General features: G+C 39.1%; 16 protein-coding genes. 8 read left to right on the forward strand and 8 right to left on the reverse strand.

The annotated features are described in order from the left end of the window. Positions 1–23: 23 nt before the first annotated feature. Genes AC0IWE_RS08955 through AC0IWE_RS08990 form a run of 8 tightly spaced genes read right to left on the reverse strand, consistent with a single transcriptional unit; the run spans position 24 to position 6,364 of the window. Positions 24–713: a YoaK family protein gene (locus AC0IWE_RS08955; RefSeq protein ID WP_055907200.1), complete on the reverse strand. Its 690-nt coding sequence runs from the start codon at positions 711–713 to the stop codon at positions 24–26. A gap of 12 nt (positions 714–725) precedes the next feature. Continuing rightward, on the reverse strand, positions 726–1,199 hold the full coding sequence (locus tag AC0IWE_RS08960; RefSeq protein WP_055907198.1) for a Dps family protein: 474 nt from the start codon (positions 1,197–1,199) through the stop codon (positions 726–728). A gap of 25 nt (positions 1,200–1,224) precedes the next feature. Next, a complete protein-coding gene (locus AC0IWE_RS08965) occupies positions 1,225–1,659 on the reverse strand; it encodes a DoxX family protein (protein ID WP_471792793.1) in 435 nt (144 codons plus the stop codon). A 3-nt stretch (positions 1,660–1,662) separates the two neighbouring features. Then, positions 1,663–3,285 (reverse strand): amidohydrolase, encoded by a 1,623-nt coding sequence (locus AC0IWE_RS08970; protein WP_471792794.1) that lies wholly within the window; start codon positions 3,283–3,285, stop codon positions 1,663–1,665. Beyond that, positions 3,206–3,565 carry an amidohydrolase family protein gene (locus AC0IWE_RS08975; RefSeq protein WP_471792795.1) on the reverse strand — a complete coding sequence of 120 codons (360 nt, stop codon included), beginning with the start codon at positions 3,563–3,565 and terminating at the stop codon, positions 3,206–3,208. The genes AC0IWE_RS08970 and AC0IWE_RS08975 overlap by 80 nt, the downstream gene beginning before the upstream one ends. Before the next feature lie 14 nt (positions 3,566–3,579). Continuing rightward, on the reverse strand, positions 3,580–4,323 hold the full coding sequence (locus AC0IWE_RS08980; protein ID WP_471792796.1) for a M17 family peptidase N-terminal domain-containing protein: 744 nt from the start codon (positions 4,321–4,323) through the stop codon (positions 3,580–3,582). 10 nt (positions 4,324–4,333) lie between these two features. Then, positions 4,334–5,713, reverse strand: coding sequence for an alginate export family protein (locus AC0IWE_RS08985; RefSeq protein ID WP_471792797.1), 1,380 nt, complete (start codon positions 5,711–5,713; stop codon positions 4,334–4,336). 18 nt (positions 5,714–5,731) lie between these two features. Next, the gene (locus AC0IWE_RS08990; RefSeq protein WP_463495841.1) at positions 5,732–6,364 is read right to left on the reverse strand and encodes a hydrolase; all 633 of its coding nucleotides are present in this window, start codon (positions 6,362–6,364) and stop codon (positions 5,732–5,734) included. Between the two features lie 1,171 nt (positions 6,365–7,535). Here AC0IWE_RS08990 and AC0IWE_RS08995 point away from each other — a divergent pair. The 8 genes from AC0IWE_RS08995 (at position 7,536) to AC0IWE_RS09030 (ending at position 15,637) form a co-directional block, all read left to right on the forward strand. Then, on the forward strand, positions 7,536–9,227 hold the full coding sequence (locus AC0IWE_RS08995; protein ID WP_471792798.1) for a sigma-54 interaction domain-containing protein: 1,692 nt from the start codon (positions 7,536–7,538) through the stop codon (positions 9,225–9,227). A gap of 5 nt (positions 9,228–9,232) precedes the next feature. Beyond that, complete coding sequence (locus tag AC0IWE_RS09000) at positions 9,233–9,892, forward strand: hypothetical protein (protein ID WP_471792799.1); 660 nt, start codon at positions 9,233–9,235, stop codon at positions 9,890–9,892. Then, a complete protein-coding gene (locus tag AC0IWE_RS09005; RefSeq protein ID WP_471792800.1) occupies positions 9,819–10,949 on the forward strand; it encodes a tetratricopeptide repeat protein in 1,131 nt (376 codons plus the stop codon). Before AC0IWE_RS09000 ends, AC0IWE_RS09005 begins: the two co-directional genes overlap by 74 nt. A 20-nt stretch (positions 10,950–10,969) precedes the next feature. Further along, a complete protein-coding gene (locus tag AC0IWE_RS09010) occupies positions 10,970–11,050 on the forward strand; it encodes a histidine kinase dimerization/phosphoacceptor domain -containing protein (RefSeq protein ID WP_471792837.1) in 81 nt (26 codons plus the stop codon). Next, the gene (locus tag AC0IWE_RS09015; protein WP_471792801.1) at positions 11,022–11,585 is read left to right on the forward strand and encodes a sensor histidine kinase; all 564 of its coding nucleotides are present in this window, start codon (positions 11,022–11,024) and stop codon (positions 11,583–11,585) included. The genes AC0IWE_RS09010 and AC0IWE_RS09015 overlap by 29 nt, the downstream gene beginning before the upstream one ends. A gap of 6 nt (positions 11,586–11,591) precedes the next feature. Next, on the forward strand, positions 11,592–13,514 hold the full coding sequence (locus AC0IWE_RS09020; protein WP_471792802.1) for a sigma 54-interacting transcriptional regulator: 1,923 nt from the start codon (positions 11,592–11,594) through the stop codon (positions 13,512–13,514). Between the two features lie 166 nt (positions 13,515–13,680). Continuing rightward, positions 13,681–15,417 carry a sigma 54-interacting transcriptional regulator gene (locus tag AC0IWE_RS09025; protein ID WP_471792803.1) on the forward strand — a complete coding sequence of 579 codons (1,737 nt, stop codon included), beginning with the start codon at positions 13,681–13,683 and terminating at the stop codon, positions 15,415–15,417. Beyond that, entirely contained in the window at positions 15,368–15,637 is a 270-nt protein-coding gene (locus AC0IWE_RS09030; RefSeq protein ID WP_471792804.1) for a hypothetical protein, read from the forward strand. Before AC0IWE_RS09025 ends, AC0IWE_RS09030 begins: the two co-directional genes overlap by 50 nt. Positions 15,638–15,703 lie beyond the last annotated feature (66 nt).

The raw sequence follows: 15,703 nt of genomic DNA on the forward strand, positions 1-15,703 counted from the left end.
TATTTTGTTATGGGTTGGCATGCTTAGCTTATAACATCGTTTTTAACCGGTTTTGTGCTGTAGTAGCAAATTACCATGGCAATACCTGGCAGCACAATACCCACCAGGCCAAAAAGCTGCCCAATCCACGCTCCCAAAATACAGCCGGTTAAAAACCCTCCAAGCGTAATTAAACCTTTGTTTATACCCGAAAGGAAATCGGTATTCTTAAATCCTGAGTTGCAAAAAGACCTGATATCTAGCGCAAACTGCGTTACATTACCCGTCATCATGGTAGTTGGTCCGTAGGTTTCTTTGGCAAAAAGTTTTCCGAAAGCATTTTGAAGACCCATAGCAAAAACCACTATCATGGTAACCAGGTACATTGGCCAGGTAATTTCGGTATTATCGATATAGCCTAGTGAGTAGGCCAATGCGCCACCGAGCAAAAGAATAATCCCTTCGCATAAAAGCAGAAAATGCCTGTTCGAAAATTTTGCCGATATCCAGCCGCCAGCCATTACCGAGAGCATGAATATTGGAAAAGTTAGCAGTTTGATCCATGCGTCACCATCAGAGCCTTTAATCATTTGATAGGCAAATACAATAAAGTTCCCGGTAACGTGTGCCGAAAAAATTTTATCAGCAGATACAAAAGTAATCGTATCACAATAACCCGCAATGATGGTTAATACAAGGGTTACAAACCAGATATTATTCTGTTTTTCTTCCATTCTATTTGTAATTTATGATAAGTGGGCCCTTAACATCCAGGCCATGGTTTCGTGCGTTTCCATTAAACCTGTAATGTAATCGCTGGTTCCGGCATCTTTAAGTGCGCCAGCATAGTTATCGATATTCTCTCTTAGGTGAATTAAAATACTTTCATGATCTGCCAATAACATTTTAATGTAAGTTGGGGCATCGTTTTTACCGCGGTCATCTTCTGTTAAGTGGGTTAATTCAAGAAACTGTTTAAGTGAGGCTGGGGCAAAGTGACCGAGTTTGCGGATCCGTTCTGCAACTTCATCTACAATATCTTCCAATTGCGTGTATTGTTCCTCAAAGAACTTGTGTTTGTTGTAAAAATCCGGTCCTTCTACATTCCAATGTGCCTTGCGGGTTTTGGTGTATAAAACGTACTCATCAGCAAGAATTTTGCTTAATGAATGTGCCACCTCTGCGAGGTTTTCTGCGCTGATTCCAATTTTAGCTTCCATGTTTTTGTGATTTTGATGTTATTTATTAGTTAAAAAAATTGTTCAATATGTAATGATCTATTGATAATGTTCCTGGTCCGATGAGCCATAAAAAAAGCATGGCGAGGGTGTACATATAGGGTACATCACGTACTTCTATCGAATCTTTACGGTGCACTACAAAATAACCGATTGCCGTTACCCCTATTGAAGGCAGCAGGAAAAGCCTGGTTCCGAACCCTATTGCAACCAGAAATGGCACAATGGTATCAGAAAAAGTAGCCACAAGCCCATTCAGTTTATCTGGTAAACCCAGCGGATTGGGAACATGTTCTTTTTCTCCGTTTTGTACACGGAATTTTTTCATTCCATGAACCCTGAAAAGTTCAAGCATGAGCAACACCCTGAAAATTAGTACGGCCCAATTGTTTATGTCTGACCCTAAGTCAGAATAAAGCAGGTATTTGATGATATTTTCCATAATTTAAAAAGCAAAACATGAGCAACCCAGTGCGCCCCAAAAAGCGGTATAGTTGTTTACAGGTAGGTTACTGGTTCTTACTGCATCGTGGTTATGGTTATGCACGTTACAACTGCCTACACACGAGTGCACCATGGCTAAAACAGCATCGGTTCCGTTCGCTCCTTTTGTTTTTCCCTGCTGATTTGTTTTGTGGGTAGCTGCTGAATAATAGCCGTTGTAACTGTTTATTGGCGACCAATCGGGCAGAATTGGAATTTTTGGCGGCGAAAAAGGCGAAAAATCTCCTTTTGCATACACAATTTTACCATCAACAATGGTTAAATCAGATTCGATACTTTTGATCTGATCATCAGCCACTTCGAAATAATCGTGGTTAAGTACGGCTAAATCGGCCAGCATGCCCACTTCGATATCACCTTTCTTTTGCTGTTCGTTGGAAAACCATGCGCTGCCCCGGGTATAAAGTTCTAAAGCGGTTGCTCTTGAGAGAACAGTTTCTTCATTGTATATTTTTAAGCCACCAACTGTTTTACCAGCGGTTAGCCAAAACATCGAAACCCATGGATTGTAACTGCTTACCCGGGTAGCATCAGAACCACCACCTACAGGAACTTCCATTTCGAGCATCTTTTTAACCGGCGGTGTTTGCAATGCCGCTTTAGCACCGTAACGTTCGGTAAAATATTCGCCCTGATAAGCCATTCTACTTTGAATTGCGATACCTCCACCCAACGCCTTTACACGTTCGATATTCCGCTCATCAATGGTTTCGGCATGGTCGAATATCCAAGGCAAGCCTGCAAAAGGGATATCCCGGTTTACTTTTTCAAAAACATTTAAAAAACGGCCAATGCTTTCGTTATAGGTAGCATGCAATCTGAACGGCCATCTTTTCTCCACCAGTAAACGCACTACACGCTCAAGTTCGGGTTCCATATTATCAGAAAGATCGGGCCTTGGCTGAAGAAAATCTTCAAAATCAGCTGCAGAAAAAACAAGCATTTCGCCTGCTCCGTTATGACGGTACATGTCATCACCTTGGTAAAGTTTTACCGAGCTGGTCCAGTTGTCAAAATCTTCAAATTCCTGTTTTGGGCGTTGGGTAAATAAATTATAGGCAATTCGAACGGTGAGTTGCTTTTGTTCGTTGAGTTCGTTTACTACCTTATAATCATCAGGAAAATTTTGAAAACCACCCCCTGCATCAATTACACTGGTAATACCAAAGCGGTTTAGCTCCGTCATAAAATGACGCGTAGAATTTACCTGGTGTTCGTACGATAGTTTCGGTCCTTTGGCCAAAGTTGAGTATAAAATCATGGCATTGGGGCTGGCGATAATTAATCCGGTAGGTTCGCCATTTGCGTCTCTCTGGATTTCGCCACCCGGAGGCGCAGGCGTATCTTTTGTATAGCCAACTGCTTTAAGGGCAGCGCGGTTCATAAAAGCACGGTCGTATAAATGAAGGATAAAAACCGGGGTTTCGGGTGCTATGGCATTTATTTCTTCCAGCGTTGGCATTCTTCTTTCTGCAAATTGAAATTCAGACCAACCTCCTACCACGCGTACCCATTGAGGCGAAGGGGTAATATCTACCTGCCTCTTTAAGCATCCTGAGTGCATCGGCAAGTGATGGCACGCCATCCCAACGCAATTCGAGGTTGAAGTTTAACCCACCACGGATTAAATGGATATGCGAATCGTTTATACCAGGTACCACACGTTTTTTTCCAAGATCGATCAGCCTGGTTTCTGAACCTGAAAAAGCCATTACATCTGCATCGGTACCCACGGCAACAAACTTTCCGTCTTTAATGGCAACCGCAGTTATTTCACTTGTATGTTTGGCAATGGTATGTATTTTACCATTGAATAAAATCATGTCTGCACTCATCGTGTTCATCAGTTTTATGGTGATTAATTTTTAATTGCTGCAATGGCTTCCTGAATTCCTTCTCCCGCTGTGGTAAAAAATGCCGGACCTGCAAGTAGAATTACCTTTGTGATGGGTTTAATAGCAGTCATTTTCTTTTCTTTTAACCAAACCTGGGTACGGTACGCTTCGAAAATACCTTTTACCACATTGCCTGCAACCAAAGCTGTTGGCGAATCAATTCCGGCGTCTTTTAAATCGCTTGCGAAAGCAAAATTGTTAACACCAAGTTTTAATGCCTCTCTCATCGCCACGCTGCCTACGCCTGTCATAAGTTCTGGTGTAAATTTGCTGCGATCACCCAAACCGATTAAAAGCAAATGTTTGCCACCAATTATGCCTTTTGGGGGCGTTATTAGTAATGTTTCGTTGGCGTAACCAAGAAATTTACCACTCTTACGGATTTCAGTTAATAAACCTTTGGTATCCTGATCTAAATGTACCAAACCGTTTAAAGCTGGTGGCAGCGCTGGGGGCGAATTAAAAATATCACCTTCAGTGTATTCGAAAACACAAGCTACCTGTAATTCGCTAACCTGCGCTGAAGGACCTTGAACTACGCCTTCGATTGCAATTCCATCTACTGTTCCCCATACTTTTGAGGTTCCAATTGCGGTTGTTGTGCTCTGTGCAAAAGTTGTTCCTGCTACAAATACACAAAATATAGTTATAGCTACCCTAATGCTTCTAAAAGCAGATTTTGATTGTTTTGTGAAGTTATTTTTCATTTTCTTTTATTTAAAATTTGTATGATACTTGTGCATTAAAAAACTTTGAGTTATCGTTGAGTGGTACGAGATCTTTAATAAAGCCACCTACCTTAAAATATTGCCCTCCGCAGCTGAATGAAAGATGATTATTGAATTTATAATCTGCACTGAGCAAATAAGTTGTACCAATAAAGCGGTGGTTTGAAAGTGAGCCTGCTGTGTTAAAATTTCCGCTTGGGCGATAAATCCCATCATTTAAGGAGTATCTCCAGTTGAAAACAACATCTGCCTGTGCACTTAATTTATCGGTTAGGTTAAGGGTTAGGTATGGGTGCAGATCGATTAAATTGGAAGGCCCGATGAGTGGGTTGAATCCAAAATAACCTCCCTTTGGATATAAAGGATTAAAAGTTTGAAGCTTTCCATCGCCAGCTTTTTTATCTCCGGAGATGTAATCATTACGCAGGTTTAAAGAAGGTTTAAATTTGATTTCTTCAAAAGTATAGCCAAACTCAATGGCCATTGTCCAGGCATTGATATATCCATTTCCAAACTTTCCAAACTGGTAGGCCGCTTCCAGGTTATAAATAAAGCCACCTCCACCTTTCCAATAACGTGTAGCCAGGGTATGCCTGATTTCTTTTTCAATACCTTCTTCAAATTCGGCATTATCACGCCTGATACCTAAATAATAAAAATCGAAGTTTCCACCTTGCTGGATATTTAAATTTGAATATGCTCCCCAAAGGTTGGCCTGGTGGTTTGTATGGTTATCGAATACGCCGAAATTAACTTCATCAGCCGCCAGCACAAATGCATCCACAGTAAAACGCGGTGTTTTATACATCAGTTTGGCCCCTGTAAAATACTGGCGCACCGTTGTACCCTCGCGAACAGATATTAGCCTGCCCGAACCATAATTAATCTCCTGCCTGCCTACCCTAATGGCTAATTTTTGTGTAGAATCTTTAAGAATCCTGTATTCTGCAAATAAATTTTGTACCGCAAGCTGATCTTCATCAACCGGAGATGGTCCGTATTTACTGCCATTTTCGAGGGCACTGTTTACCTGGGCGAAAAAACGCAATCTTGTACCAATATTTAAATCGGTATAAAGCGAGTACCTTTGCAGAAATGAGTGGTTATAACCCTGGCTTTTAATCCAGTCTTCATTTATTTCGCCCCCATATTCGGCTCTTAATTCGCCACCAAAACTGAAGTAAACTTTTTTACTGGCAGAAAGCGGCAGGAATTTTAATGTATTGTAGAAATTCCTGTCCGAATCTTTCAGATTGCTATAATCCTCATCGTAGCGCATTAATTTAATGCTCTGGGCAAATGCAGTTGCTGTTGATAAGCAAAAACAAATAGCCAAAATAAATGCCAAATGGGGATAATTGGTTCTCATTTTTATTGTAAATGAGGATTAATGTTTTAACATTTTGTGTGCGTACTGAATGCCAAGACCATAACCCGCACCATATTTTTTCATCAATGTAGTTACAGGCTCATAGGTTTCTGTTCTTGCCCAATCTCTCTGCAATTCGAGCAGATATTGAACCGATGTTACTGGTTTTACCCCTGCATGTACCATTCGCTGTACTGCACGTTCATGTGCCTCATTGCTTACATCGCCACAGGCATCGGTAATTACGAAAACATCAAAACCTTCTGATAAAGCAGATAATGCCGGACCAACGATACAAACGCCTGTCCAAAGACCAGCCAATACAAGTTTCTTTTTTCCTGTTCCGGTAATTGCTTTGTAAGCAGGTTCATCCTCCCAGGTATTCATCGAAGTTCTATCAATATAATTTGAAGTGGCCTGAGGATAAAATTCTTCAACTTCCGGAAAAACTGGTCCTGAAAAAGATTCTTCAGCAACGGTGGTTACAATGGTTGGTATATTAAAAATTTTAGATGCACCGCAAATAATGGCTACATTGGTACGGAGTTCGGTAATGGCAATGCTCTTTGTTGCAAAAGCCATTTGTCCTTCAAAATCAATTAATACTAAGGCGTGGTTTTCTGGGGATAATAAGTCTGGTGATGGTTTCATAATTATAATATTTTTTGTTTCTATCCTCTTTCCAAGAAACATACCATCAGTTAAGATATTATATATCAATTATTTACAATTAAAAAGCTAGTTTACAATTAACTATATATCGTTGATTTACGAATTTTGAGTTTTTTAACAACACGGGTGCTGAGGAAAATAGTTCCACTACTTCGTCTTCCTGAATTTATTTCAGGATCTGTTCACTTGTACTGATAGATGATGAAATAAGTTCAGCAGGACGACTCGCTGTGAATGACTAAAACAAGTTCAGAAGGACGACTTGGTGTGGTGGTTTTTACCACAGAGAACACAAAGGAAAACACGGAGCTGGGTAATTAGAATCTTCTTCCGTCACATCGTCTTCCTGAATTTATTTCAGGATTTGTTTTTGCGTGGATAAGATGCTGAAACGAGTTCAGCAGGACGACTCGCTGTGAATAACTGAAATAAGTTGAGCAGGACGACTTGGTGTGGTGGTTTTTACCACAGAGAACACAAAGGAAAACACGAAGCTGGGTAATTAGAGTCTTCTTCCCTCACGCCGTCTTCCTGAATTTATTTCAGGATCTGTTCATTTGTGTTGATAGATGCTGAAACGAGTTCAGCAGGACGATACATGTGTAGTAATTAAAACAAGTTCAGCAGGACGACTTGGTTTGTTGGTTTTTACCACAGAGAACACAAAGGAAAACACGAAGCTGGGTAATTAGAGTTTTCTTCCGTCACACCGTCATCCTGAATTTATTTCAGGATCTGTTCATTTGTGTTGATAGATGCTTAAACGAGTTCAGCAGGACGACTTGGTATTTTGGTTTTTACCACAGAGAACACGGAGCTGAATAATTAGAAGCTTCTTCCGTCACATCGTCTTCCTGAATTTATTTCAGGATCTTTTTTTGTGTAGATAAGATGCTGAAACAAGTTCAGCAGGACGACTCGCTGTGAATGACAGAAACAAGTTGAGCAGGACGAAATATGGGTGATAAAATCTCGGAAATCTGCCCGAGAAAACAATACTTATAACGAAATAATACAAAAAATATAAATCATAATAAACAACCATAACTTGCTAAAAGTCAAAAACAAAATAAACTTCCTCACGAAATTTCGTTACACATTTAACACACCAGTAATCATTAATTAAAATTATAAACCTTACTTTAGCAGCATGGAAAGCAAGGGCAATTTATCTGAAGTTCAAAATCAAGAACATGCCGGCGTAAGTTTTGATGAAGCGTCCTCTCTTGAAAATGAAAATGCACTTCTGAAAAAAAAGCTTGAGCAAAAAGAAAGAGAAAATGCAGTGCTGTTATCGTTAAGCAATTCAATAGCTTCCATTCGCAATAAGCTTGATCTTTTTGAAGTGATTGACCAAAAGCTTAAAAAACTCTTCGATTTCAATGATTTTGTAATCTGTTTGATCAATGAAGACCGGAAATCCCATAGTGCTTTTATCTATAACCAAAAAGAAGATTTCCTTAAAACAGCAGGTGTAGCGCCAGAAGCTTCTAAGAAATATACACTTGATGATGGCATGTGCAGGGCAATGATTTCATCAGAAAAACCAATCGTTTTTAACGTAAAAAATGTTTTGACCTGGGATGATGCACCTGCCTGGCTGGAATTTTGGCACAATAAAGGCATTAAAGAAATGATCGGACTTAAAATGGTCGATCGATCGGGATGCATTGGTTTCTTTTACCTCTACACTAAAAATATAAATTCTTTATCCAACATCTATTTTGATTTACTTCACGGTATTTCGTTACAAATTTCAATCGCAATATCGAACATTATCGCAAACGAAAAAATCGAGCGGCAACTAGTAGAAATCAATGCATACAAAGAGAAATTAGAAGGCGAAAAAAGTTACCTGAAGGAAGAAATTCAACACAAATACAACCATTCAGAAATTATTGGTCAGAGCCAGCAAATAAAAGGAATTTTTCACCTCATTGATCATGTAGCGACTACTGATAGCACAGTGCTCATTATTGGAGAAACCGGAACCGGAAAGGAACTGATAGCAAGGGCATTACACAACGCCTCACTACGGAAAAAGGAATTGATGGTAAAAATTAATTGCGCTGCAATTCCCACAGGTTTGGCTGAAAGTGAACTTTTTGGACATGAAAAAGGCAGTTTTACAGGCGCAACAGAGCGGCGGATCGGGAAGTTTGAGCTGGCCCATAACGGAACACTTTTTTTGGATGAAATAGGCGAACTTCCGCTTGATCTCCAGGTGAAGTTGTTAAGGGCCTTGCAGGAAAAGGAAATTGAAAGAATTGGCGGTAAAACCGTAATTAAAACAAATGTTAGAATTATTGCTGCAACCAACAGAAACCTTTTAAAAGAAGTAGAAAAAGGGAATTTTAGAAGCGACTTATATTACAGATTAAATGTATTCCCCATTTCTATTCCGCCACTGAGAGAGCGATTGGACGATATCCCAAACCTGGCAGGATTTTTTATTGAGCGCATTTCGAAAAAAACAGGTCGCCAGGTAAATTCTATTTCAAAAAGTGCCTTAAACAAACTAATGCTTTACCCCTGGCCGGGCAATGTGAGGGAGCTTGAGCACCTGATAGAACGGAGCATATTGTTAACATCGGGCAACGTGTTAAAGGAAATACATTTACCCAAAATAGATCGGAATGAAGCCATAAACAATACTGAGGAGCAAAAGATCAAGAGTATCCACGAAAACGAACGCGACCATATTTTATCAATACTAAAACGCTGTAAAGGTAAAATCTCCGGTGTTGGTGGTGCTGCAGAAATCTTAAATATTCCTGCTACTACCCTAAACTCAAAAATTAAAAAATTTAAAATTACAAGAGAACATATTCTGAATAAGTAAAATTGATGATTGATTTAAAAAAACTGCTTAAATATACGATTGCAAGAAAAAGCATCAATAAACTTGTGCTGCTTTTTGCTATGTTCGGAATTTTTAGTTTAATCCTCATCAAAAGCAAAAATACCTCAGCCCGAATCCAGTTAAACAATTCAAATACAGATTCTTTAGAAACATTAAAAACACTTCTTGCTGAGTCTAAACCCGATACGAACAGGGTAAAATACTTTTTAAGTCTTGCCAGCCATTATATCAGGCAAAAAGGCAATAATCCTAAAAATTTGGCAAGCGCTTCATTGTACCTGAGAAATGCATTAAATCTATCCGAAAAAATTATTTCCGCAAATTGGGAATACCGCAGTTGGATGATGTACGGCCGGTTTTACAATAAAAAACATTTTAGGGTGCAACAGGCTTTGGCCTATGAAAAAGCAATTTCTATAGCAAAAGCAATCAAAAACAAACAATTTGAGGCGAACGCCTGGTACACCTATTATATTAATGTGCCGGATACGGTTTCGGATTACAAAAACAAATCATTTTACAACCGTGCCGCCAATGCACATGCTTTATATAAGGAAATCGGCACTTCTTTTGACGAGAAAATACAGAGAGGCAACAGTTTTAAAGGCTATGGCCGATTTTCATTTAGAGGAAGAAAAGTTTGATCTGTCGATAAAAGAACTATTTGAGGTTATTGCACTGGATAGAAAGTTTAAACTGCCCGATTTGCCAATGGCTTATGATTTACTTTCTGCAGTTTACGAAAGAAAGGGAGAATTAAGTAAGGCACTAAATTGCGCTTTGCTAAGCGTAAAAATTGCCCAAAACAATCACGAAGATGTGCTTGATACGTATTTAAACCGCGTTGGTTCTGCTTACGAAGCCATGGGCAAAACAAAAGAAAGCATTGCCTGGTACAGTAAAACCCTTAACAATCAGGAAAAAAATGATCCTTACCGGTTTGTTACCGCCTATTCTATTACCAGCCAGATGATTAAACTGGGGCAGGCAAAAAAAGCATTATCCATACTGGAAAGAACTTGGAAGGAAGTTAATAATCCTTCAAGCGGCCACGAATATTTTATGTTTCTGGCATTTGGCGAATGTTACTCGGCATTAAAAAAATACGATCTCGCTAAAAAGTACTTCGATCAACTGCTTGTAGATGGCACCTTAAAAAACTACTCCAATACTTTTCAAACTTCTGTATTCTTCTCCATAAGCGAATTTTACTTTGCACAGAACAAATACCAACTTGCCTTACAATTTGCCGAAAAGGCTCGCGAAAACCAAATCAGCATGACGTTGCCGAGGCAGATCCGTTTAAATGAAATTCTTTACAAAATTGATTTATCTACAAAGCATCCGGCAGAAGCAATTACCCACCTCCAAACTTTTCACAAGCTTAGGGATTCCATGCTTAGTCAGGAAAATTTAAATACCATTGAGCGTTTACAGGTAGAGTTTCAGGCCTCGCAAAAAGAAAATGAAAATGAAATTCTGCGTAAAAAATCACAATTGCAGAGCCAGGAGCTTAACCGCATTCAACTGATAAAAAATGCTACAGTTGTTGGTCTCGCCTTTTTAACCGTTTTAATCCTCCTCATTTATGGCAGGTTTAGGTTGAAAAAGAAACTTCATGATACATTGGTGAAGAAAAAAGCAGATATAGACCTCGCCTATGCAGCACTTGAAGTTAATGTGCAACAAAAAACAAACTGATTGAAGAAAAAGAAAGCTTAATTAAGGAAGTGCACCACCGGGTTAAAAACAACCTTCAGCTTACCATGAGTCTTGTTAAACAGCCAGAGCTATTACCTTGAAGATGTTTCGGCAATTGAAGCCATAAAAGAGAGCCAGCACCGGCTTAAAAGCATCGCATTAATTCATCAAAAGCTTTATCAAACAGATAATGTCTCCACGATCAATATTCAGCCGTATATTATGGAATTGGTTGAGTATTTAAAAGAAAGCCTTTCGGATGATAAAAGGTTAAATTTTGAATTGGATATTTTAAACCTCGAACTGGATATTACAAAAGCAGTACCGATGGGTTTGATTATTAACGAGGCCATTACCAATATTTTTAAATATGCATTTCCAAACACAACTGGCGGACAGATTTCGGTTAGTTTAAAAAAGTACCAGGAAACACAATATAAATTATCAATAAAAGATAATGGAATTGGTTTAGCACCTGATTTTGACTATGAACAAAGCCGTACGCTGGGCCTTACCTTAATGAAAGGCCTAAGTGCGCAAATTGATGGTATTTTTAACATGGAAGATAATAACGGTGTATTGGTAAGCCTGATTTTTGCAAACACACCGGAAGACTTATTATTATCGAATGATTAAATGAAGATGAAGACTGAAAAAATTCTAATTGTTGAAGATGAGTTTATTGTAGCCCACGATCTGCAAATGATTTTAGAACGTGCCGGATATACCGTTGCAGGCATTGCCGATTCAGTAAAAAGTGCACAGGCCATACTCGAAAAACAATCGGTAGATCTTGTTCTTTTGGATATTTACCTAAAAGGCAGGCTTACCGGAATTGATTTGGCACAGCAGCTGATGAAAAGCCAGATTCCTTTCATTTATATTTCGGCAAACTCGAACGAAAAAGTATTGGAGGCGGCAAAATCTACCGCACCTTATGGGTTTATTGTTAAACCCTATCGGGATCGTGACGTTTTAATGAGCATAGATATTGCCAGGTACCGAAAGGAAAACAACAACAACATGAAAATGAGCAGCGAGCTTTTTATGCGCGATTTTATTGTTGATATTTCCTTAAAATCGTTAACCTGGCAAAAGAAAATTTTGTCGATTGCACGCGCTTTTCAGCCCTATATTCCATTTGATTTTATCGCACTTTCGGGCATTGGAAAAGATAAAAAGCGGTACAGCGAAATTGGAATTACCAGAAAAAATTTCGATTTATATGATTTATTTACTGTAAACGAATTTTTAACCTACACGGGTTTAAGCAGGGCCGAATACAACAAAATTAACCAGCTGGTGCCACAAACCACAGCCGATGCCATTTATATCGGCGATGATTTTGAAGCGGTAAAAAAAGCTGCCGCGATGAAAAATTTAATTGCCACCACCTATCACCTTCATTCCAATCTGGTAAAAACATTTCACCTCGAAAATGGCGATCAGATCAGTTTCTCATTTTACAGCAGAACAGAAAACATTTACCATCAGGCACATATGGAAATGCTTAATTTCTTATCAGGCACACTGGCAAAAAAACTGGTACATATCATCGAACTTGAAAAAGCCGGAATAGAACCTGTTTCACATAAAGAAAGCGATCATAACCCACTGGCAAAAAAAGATTTCGAAAACATTATTGGCAAAAGCACGGCCTTATTGAGCGTTTTAGATAAGATAAAAATCGTTGCTCCAACGGATACATCGGTATTAATTACCGGAGAAAGCGGAACAGGAAAAGAAGAAATTGCAAAAAGCCTGCACCGCTTATCACACAGAAATACAAAACCCATGGTGGCGGTAAATTGTGCTGCATTACCAGGCGATTTAATTGAATCTATTTTATTTGGGCACGAAAAAGGAGCTTTTACAGGTGCAATTGATACCAGAATAGGGAAATTTGAAGAGGCCAATGGCGGCACCATCTTTTTAGATGAAATTGGTGAAATGCCGTTCGATCTTCAGGCAAAACTGCTTAGGGCATTGCAAGAAAAGGAAATTGAGCGCATTGGTGGTAAAGCTCCCATTGCGGTTGATTTACGGATAATTGCAGCCACCAACCTCAATTTAGAAAAAGAGATTGCCAAAGGGAGGTTCAGACTTGACCTTTTCTACCGACTCAATGTTTTTCCGATACAGGCTCCTCCACTCCGGCAGCGTAAAACAGACATTCCGGTATTGGCCGATTTTTTTGCGCAGAAACACGCTAAAGCCATTGGAAAAAGTGTGCCGCAAATAACGCTCGATTTTATGGATAAACTTATGCTATATGATTGGCCGGGTAACATCCGTGAGCTGGAACATGTTATGCTTCGGAGCATCCTCCTCTCTTCAAACGGCAAACTCGATCCATCTGTGCTCGAACCCGGAATTAAAAATGATGATGTTACTTCGCAAAGTGGAATAAAATCAATCAGCGAAAACGAAAGAGATCACATTATCAGGGTATTAGAACTCTGTAAAGGCAAGGTTGCCGGCAGCGGTGGCGCAGCCGAACTATTGGGCATCCCGGCAACCACATTAAATTCAAAAATAAAAAAACTCAATATTCAACGCTCATGATATTTAGTAAATCGACGATATATCATCAATTCTAAAATATAGTAAAGCAAATAAAGTGCTGATAAACAAAAGCTTAGTATATGGTATTTTTCTTGATTTGATGAGACCATGTTAACCTCCACAAACCTTAATTGTGGGTTTATTCTTACGCTCGCTGAAATTGAACATGAAACAGAAGATCTTAATTGTAGAAGATGAATTTATTGTAGCCAACGATCTGCGGATTATGCTCGAAAAAGCTGGTTATAAAGTGTGTGGGATTGCACCATCGGTAGTAAAGGCTCTTGAATTAATCGCAACAAAAGAACCCGACTGGATTTTGCTTGATATTTTTTTGCAGGGTGATAAAACAGGAATCGATTTAGCTGGTGAACTTACCAAAATGGGCATTCCTTTTATTTATATCTCTGCAAACACCAACCAGGGGATTTTGGAAGCCGCAAAAGCAACCCTGCCCTATGGCTTTCTGGTTAAACCGTTCCGCGAGAAAGACTTGATGGTGATGCTGGACATTGCCCGCTACAGGCATGAACAAAACCAGAAATACAATCACCATGCAGAGCCATCGCTACAAAACCAAATCGAACATATTGCCGAAAAGCAAGAATCTGGCTCAGAAAGGCTGAAACAAATCAGCACCGTTTTGCACCCTGTGGTACCTTTTGATTTTTTGTGGATTACCCGATCAACACCGCGTACCACAACGAAAGATGTATACATCAGCCGCAGCGCGGAGGGTAAATTCAACATCCTGAATACCGATGCCTTATTAAAAGAAACCGGTATTTCTGGTCGGGATTTTAAGGCATGGAACAGCAATGCGATTATTTATAATGGAAAATCGATTTTTAACGGTTACGATTTTCGAAAATTGAGAATGGAAAGTTTGTACATCCAGGCACTTTCTAATCATTACAATCTTGAATCGGCCTTAATTACCGAAATTGAAAGGGATGGCGAAGTGTTTCAGTTCGTTTTCTTTAATAAACTTTCAGATATTTATACCAAAGTGCATTCGGGCATAATTAATCAGTTCAAAAAAAGCCTTGAGCTCGTTTTAGATAAAATCATTTTAAGTAAGGATAGTGTTGCAGAAGCTCCTGTGATAACCGCACCAGCAGTTGAAAAAAACATTATTAAAAAGGAGCAGGCAATAGAAAAGCCTAAAGATTTTAATGGCATTATCGGGAACAGCAGTTTACTGCATGCCGCTTTTAAAAAGCTGGAGCTGGTGGCACCTGATGACACTTCGGTGCTTATTTTGGGCGAAAGTGGTACAGGAAAAGAAAAAATAGCACAAACCATTCATAAATTATCTCCGCGGAAAAACAAACCACTGGTTACCGTAAACTGTGCGGCATTGCCTTTAACATTAATAGAATCGGAACTTTTTGGACATGAAAAAGGTTCATTTACAGGTGCTAACGATAAACGTATCGGTAAATTTGAACAGGCCGACGGAGGTTCGATTTTTCTTGATGAGATTGGAGAACTTCCTTTAGAAGCACAGGTAAAACTTTTAAGGGTACTGCAAGAAAAAGAAATTGAACGTTTGGGCGGAAATTACACCAAGAAAATAAACGTCAGGATTATTACGGCCACCAACAGAAACCTGGAGAAAGAAGTTGCAGAAGGCCGTTTCCGCCTGGATTTATATTATAGATTGAATGTTTTTCCGATTGAATTACCTTCTTTACGTGATAGAAAAGAGGATATACCTGCTTTAGTTGCTTATTTTATTGATAAATATGGCAAAAAAGGATCTTCATCGGTTACTGCGATAGCTGCTGATGCGCTGAATGAACTGCAGGATTACGACTGGCCGGGAAATATCAGGGAACTGGAACACCTCATTGAAAGAACCATGCTGCCTCACAGAAGGAGATACAATAACCAAAGTTGAACTTCCTAATATTACTGCTGCCACTAACTTTGCCGAAGGAGACCATTTTAAAGTTAAAACCATGGAAGAGATGGAAAGGGAACACATTATGAGCATTTTAAAAATGTGTAAAGGCAAAATATTTGGTCCGGGTGGTGCTGCAGAAATTCTTAACATTCCCTCAACAACCTTAAATTCAAAAATTAAAAAATTGGGAATAAAATTCGAATATGTTAAATAACAGTTTAAGGCTGAATGTATATATTTTAATTTCAGACATCTACACAGGTAATTGATGTGGAATAAA

This window comes from Pedobacter sp. AC402, from assembly GCF_979252805.1.

Bases quoted from the DNA above. Each gene is read 5' to 3' on its own strand.
- AC0IWE_RS08970 (WP_471792794.1), bottom strand. From the start codon at position 3,285: ATGCACTCAGGATGCTTAAAGAGGCAGGTAGATATTACCCCTTCGCCT.
- AC0IWE_RS08960 (WP_055907198.1), bottom strand. From the start codon at position 1,199: ATGGAAGCTAAAATTGGAATCAGCGCAGAAAACCTCGCAGAGGTGGCA.
- AC0IWE_RS08985 (WP_471792797.1), bottom strand. From the start codon at position 5,713: ATGAGAACCAATTATCCCCATTTGGCATTTATTTTGGCTATTTGTTTT.
- AC0IWE_RS09020 (WP_471792802.1), top strand. From the start codon at position 11,592: ATGAAGACTGAAAAAATTCTAATTGTTGAAGATGAGTTTATTGTAGCC.
- AC0IWE_RS08975 (WP_471792795.1), bottom strand. From the start codon at position 3,565: ATGAACACGATGAGTGCAGACATGATTTTATTCAATGGTAAAATACAT.
- AC0IWE_RS08965 (WP_471792793.1), bottom strand. From the start codon at position 1,659: ATGGAAAATATCATCAAATACCTGCTTTATTCTGACTTAGGGTCAGAC.
- AC0IWE_RS08980 (WP_471792796.1), bottom strand. From the start codon at position 4,323: ATGAAAAATAACTTCACAAAACAATCAAAATCTGCTTTTAGAAGCATT.
- AC0IWE_RS08955 (WP_055907200.1), bottom strand. From the start codon at position 713: ATGGAAGAAAAACAGAATAATATCTGGTTTGTAACCCTTGTATTAACC.
- AC0IWE_RS08995 (WP_471792798.1), top strand. From the start codon at position 7,536: ATGGAAAGCAAGGGCAATTTATCTGAAGTTCAAAATCAAGAACATGCC.
- AC0IWE_RS08990 (WP_463495841.1), bottom strand. From the start codon at position 6,364: ATGAAACCATCACCAGACTTATTATCCCCAGAAAACCACGCCTTAGTA.
- AC0IWE_RS09000 (WP_471792799.1), top strand. From the start codon at position 9,233: ATGATTGATTTAAAAAAACTGCTTAAATATACGATTGCAAGAAAAAGC.
- AC0IWE_RS09025 (WP_471792803.1), top strand. From the start codon at position 13,681: ATGAAACAGAAGATCTTAATTGTAGAAGATGAATTTATTGTAGCCAAC.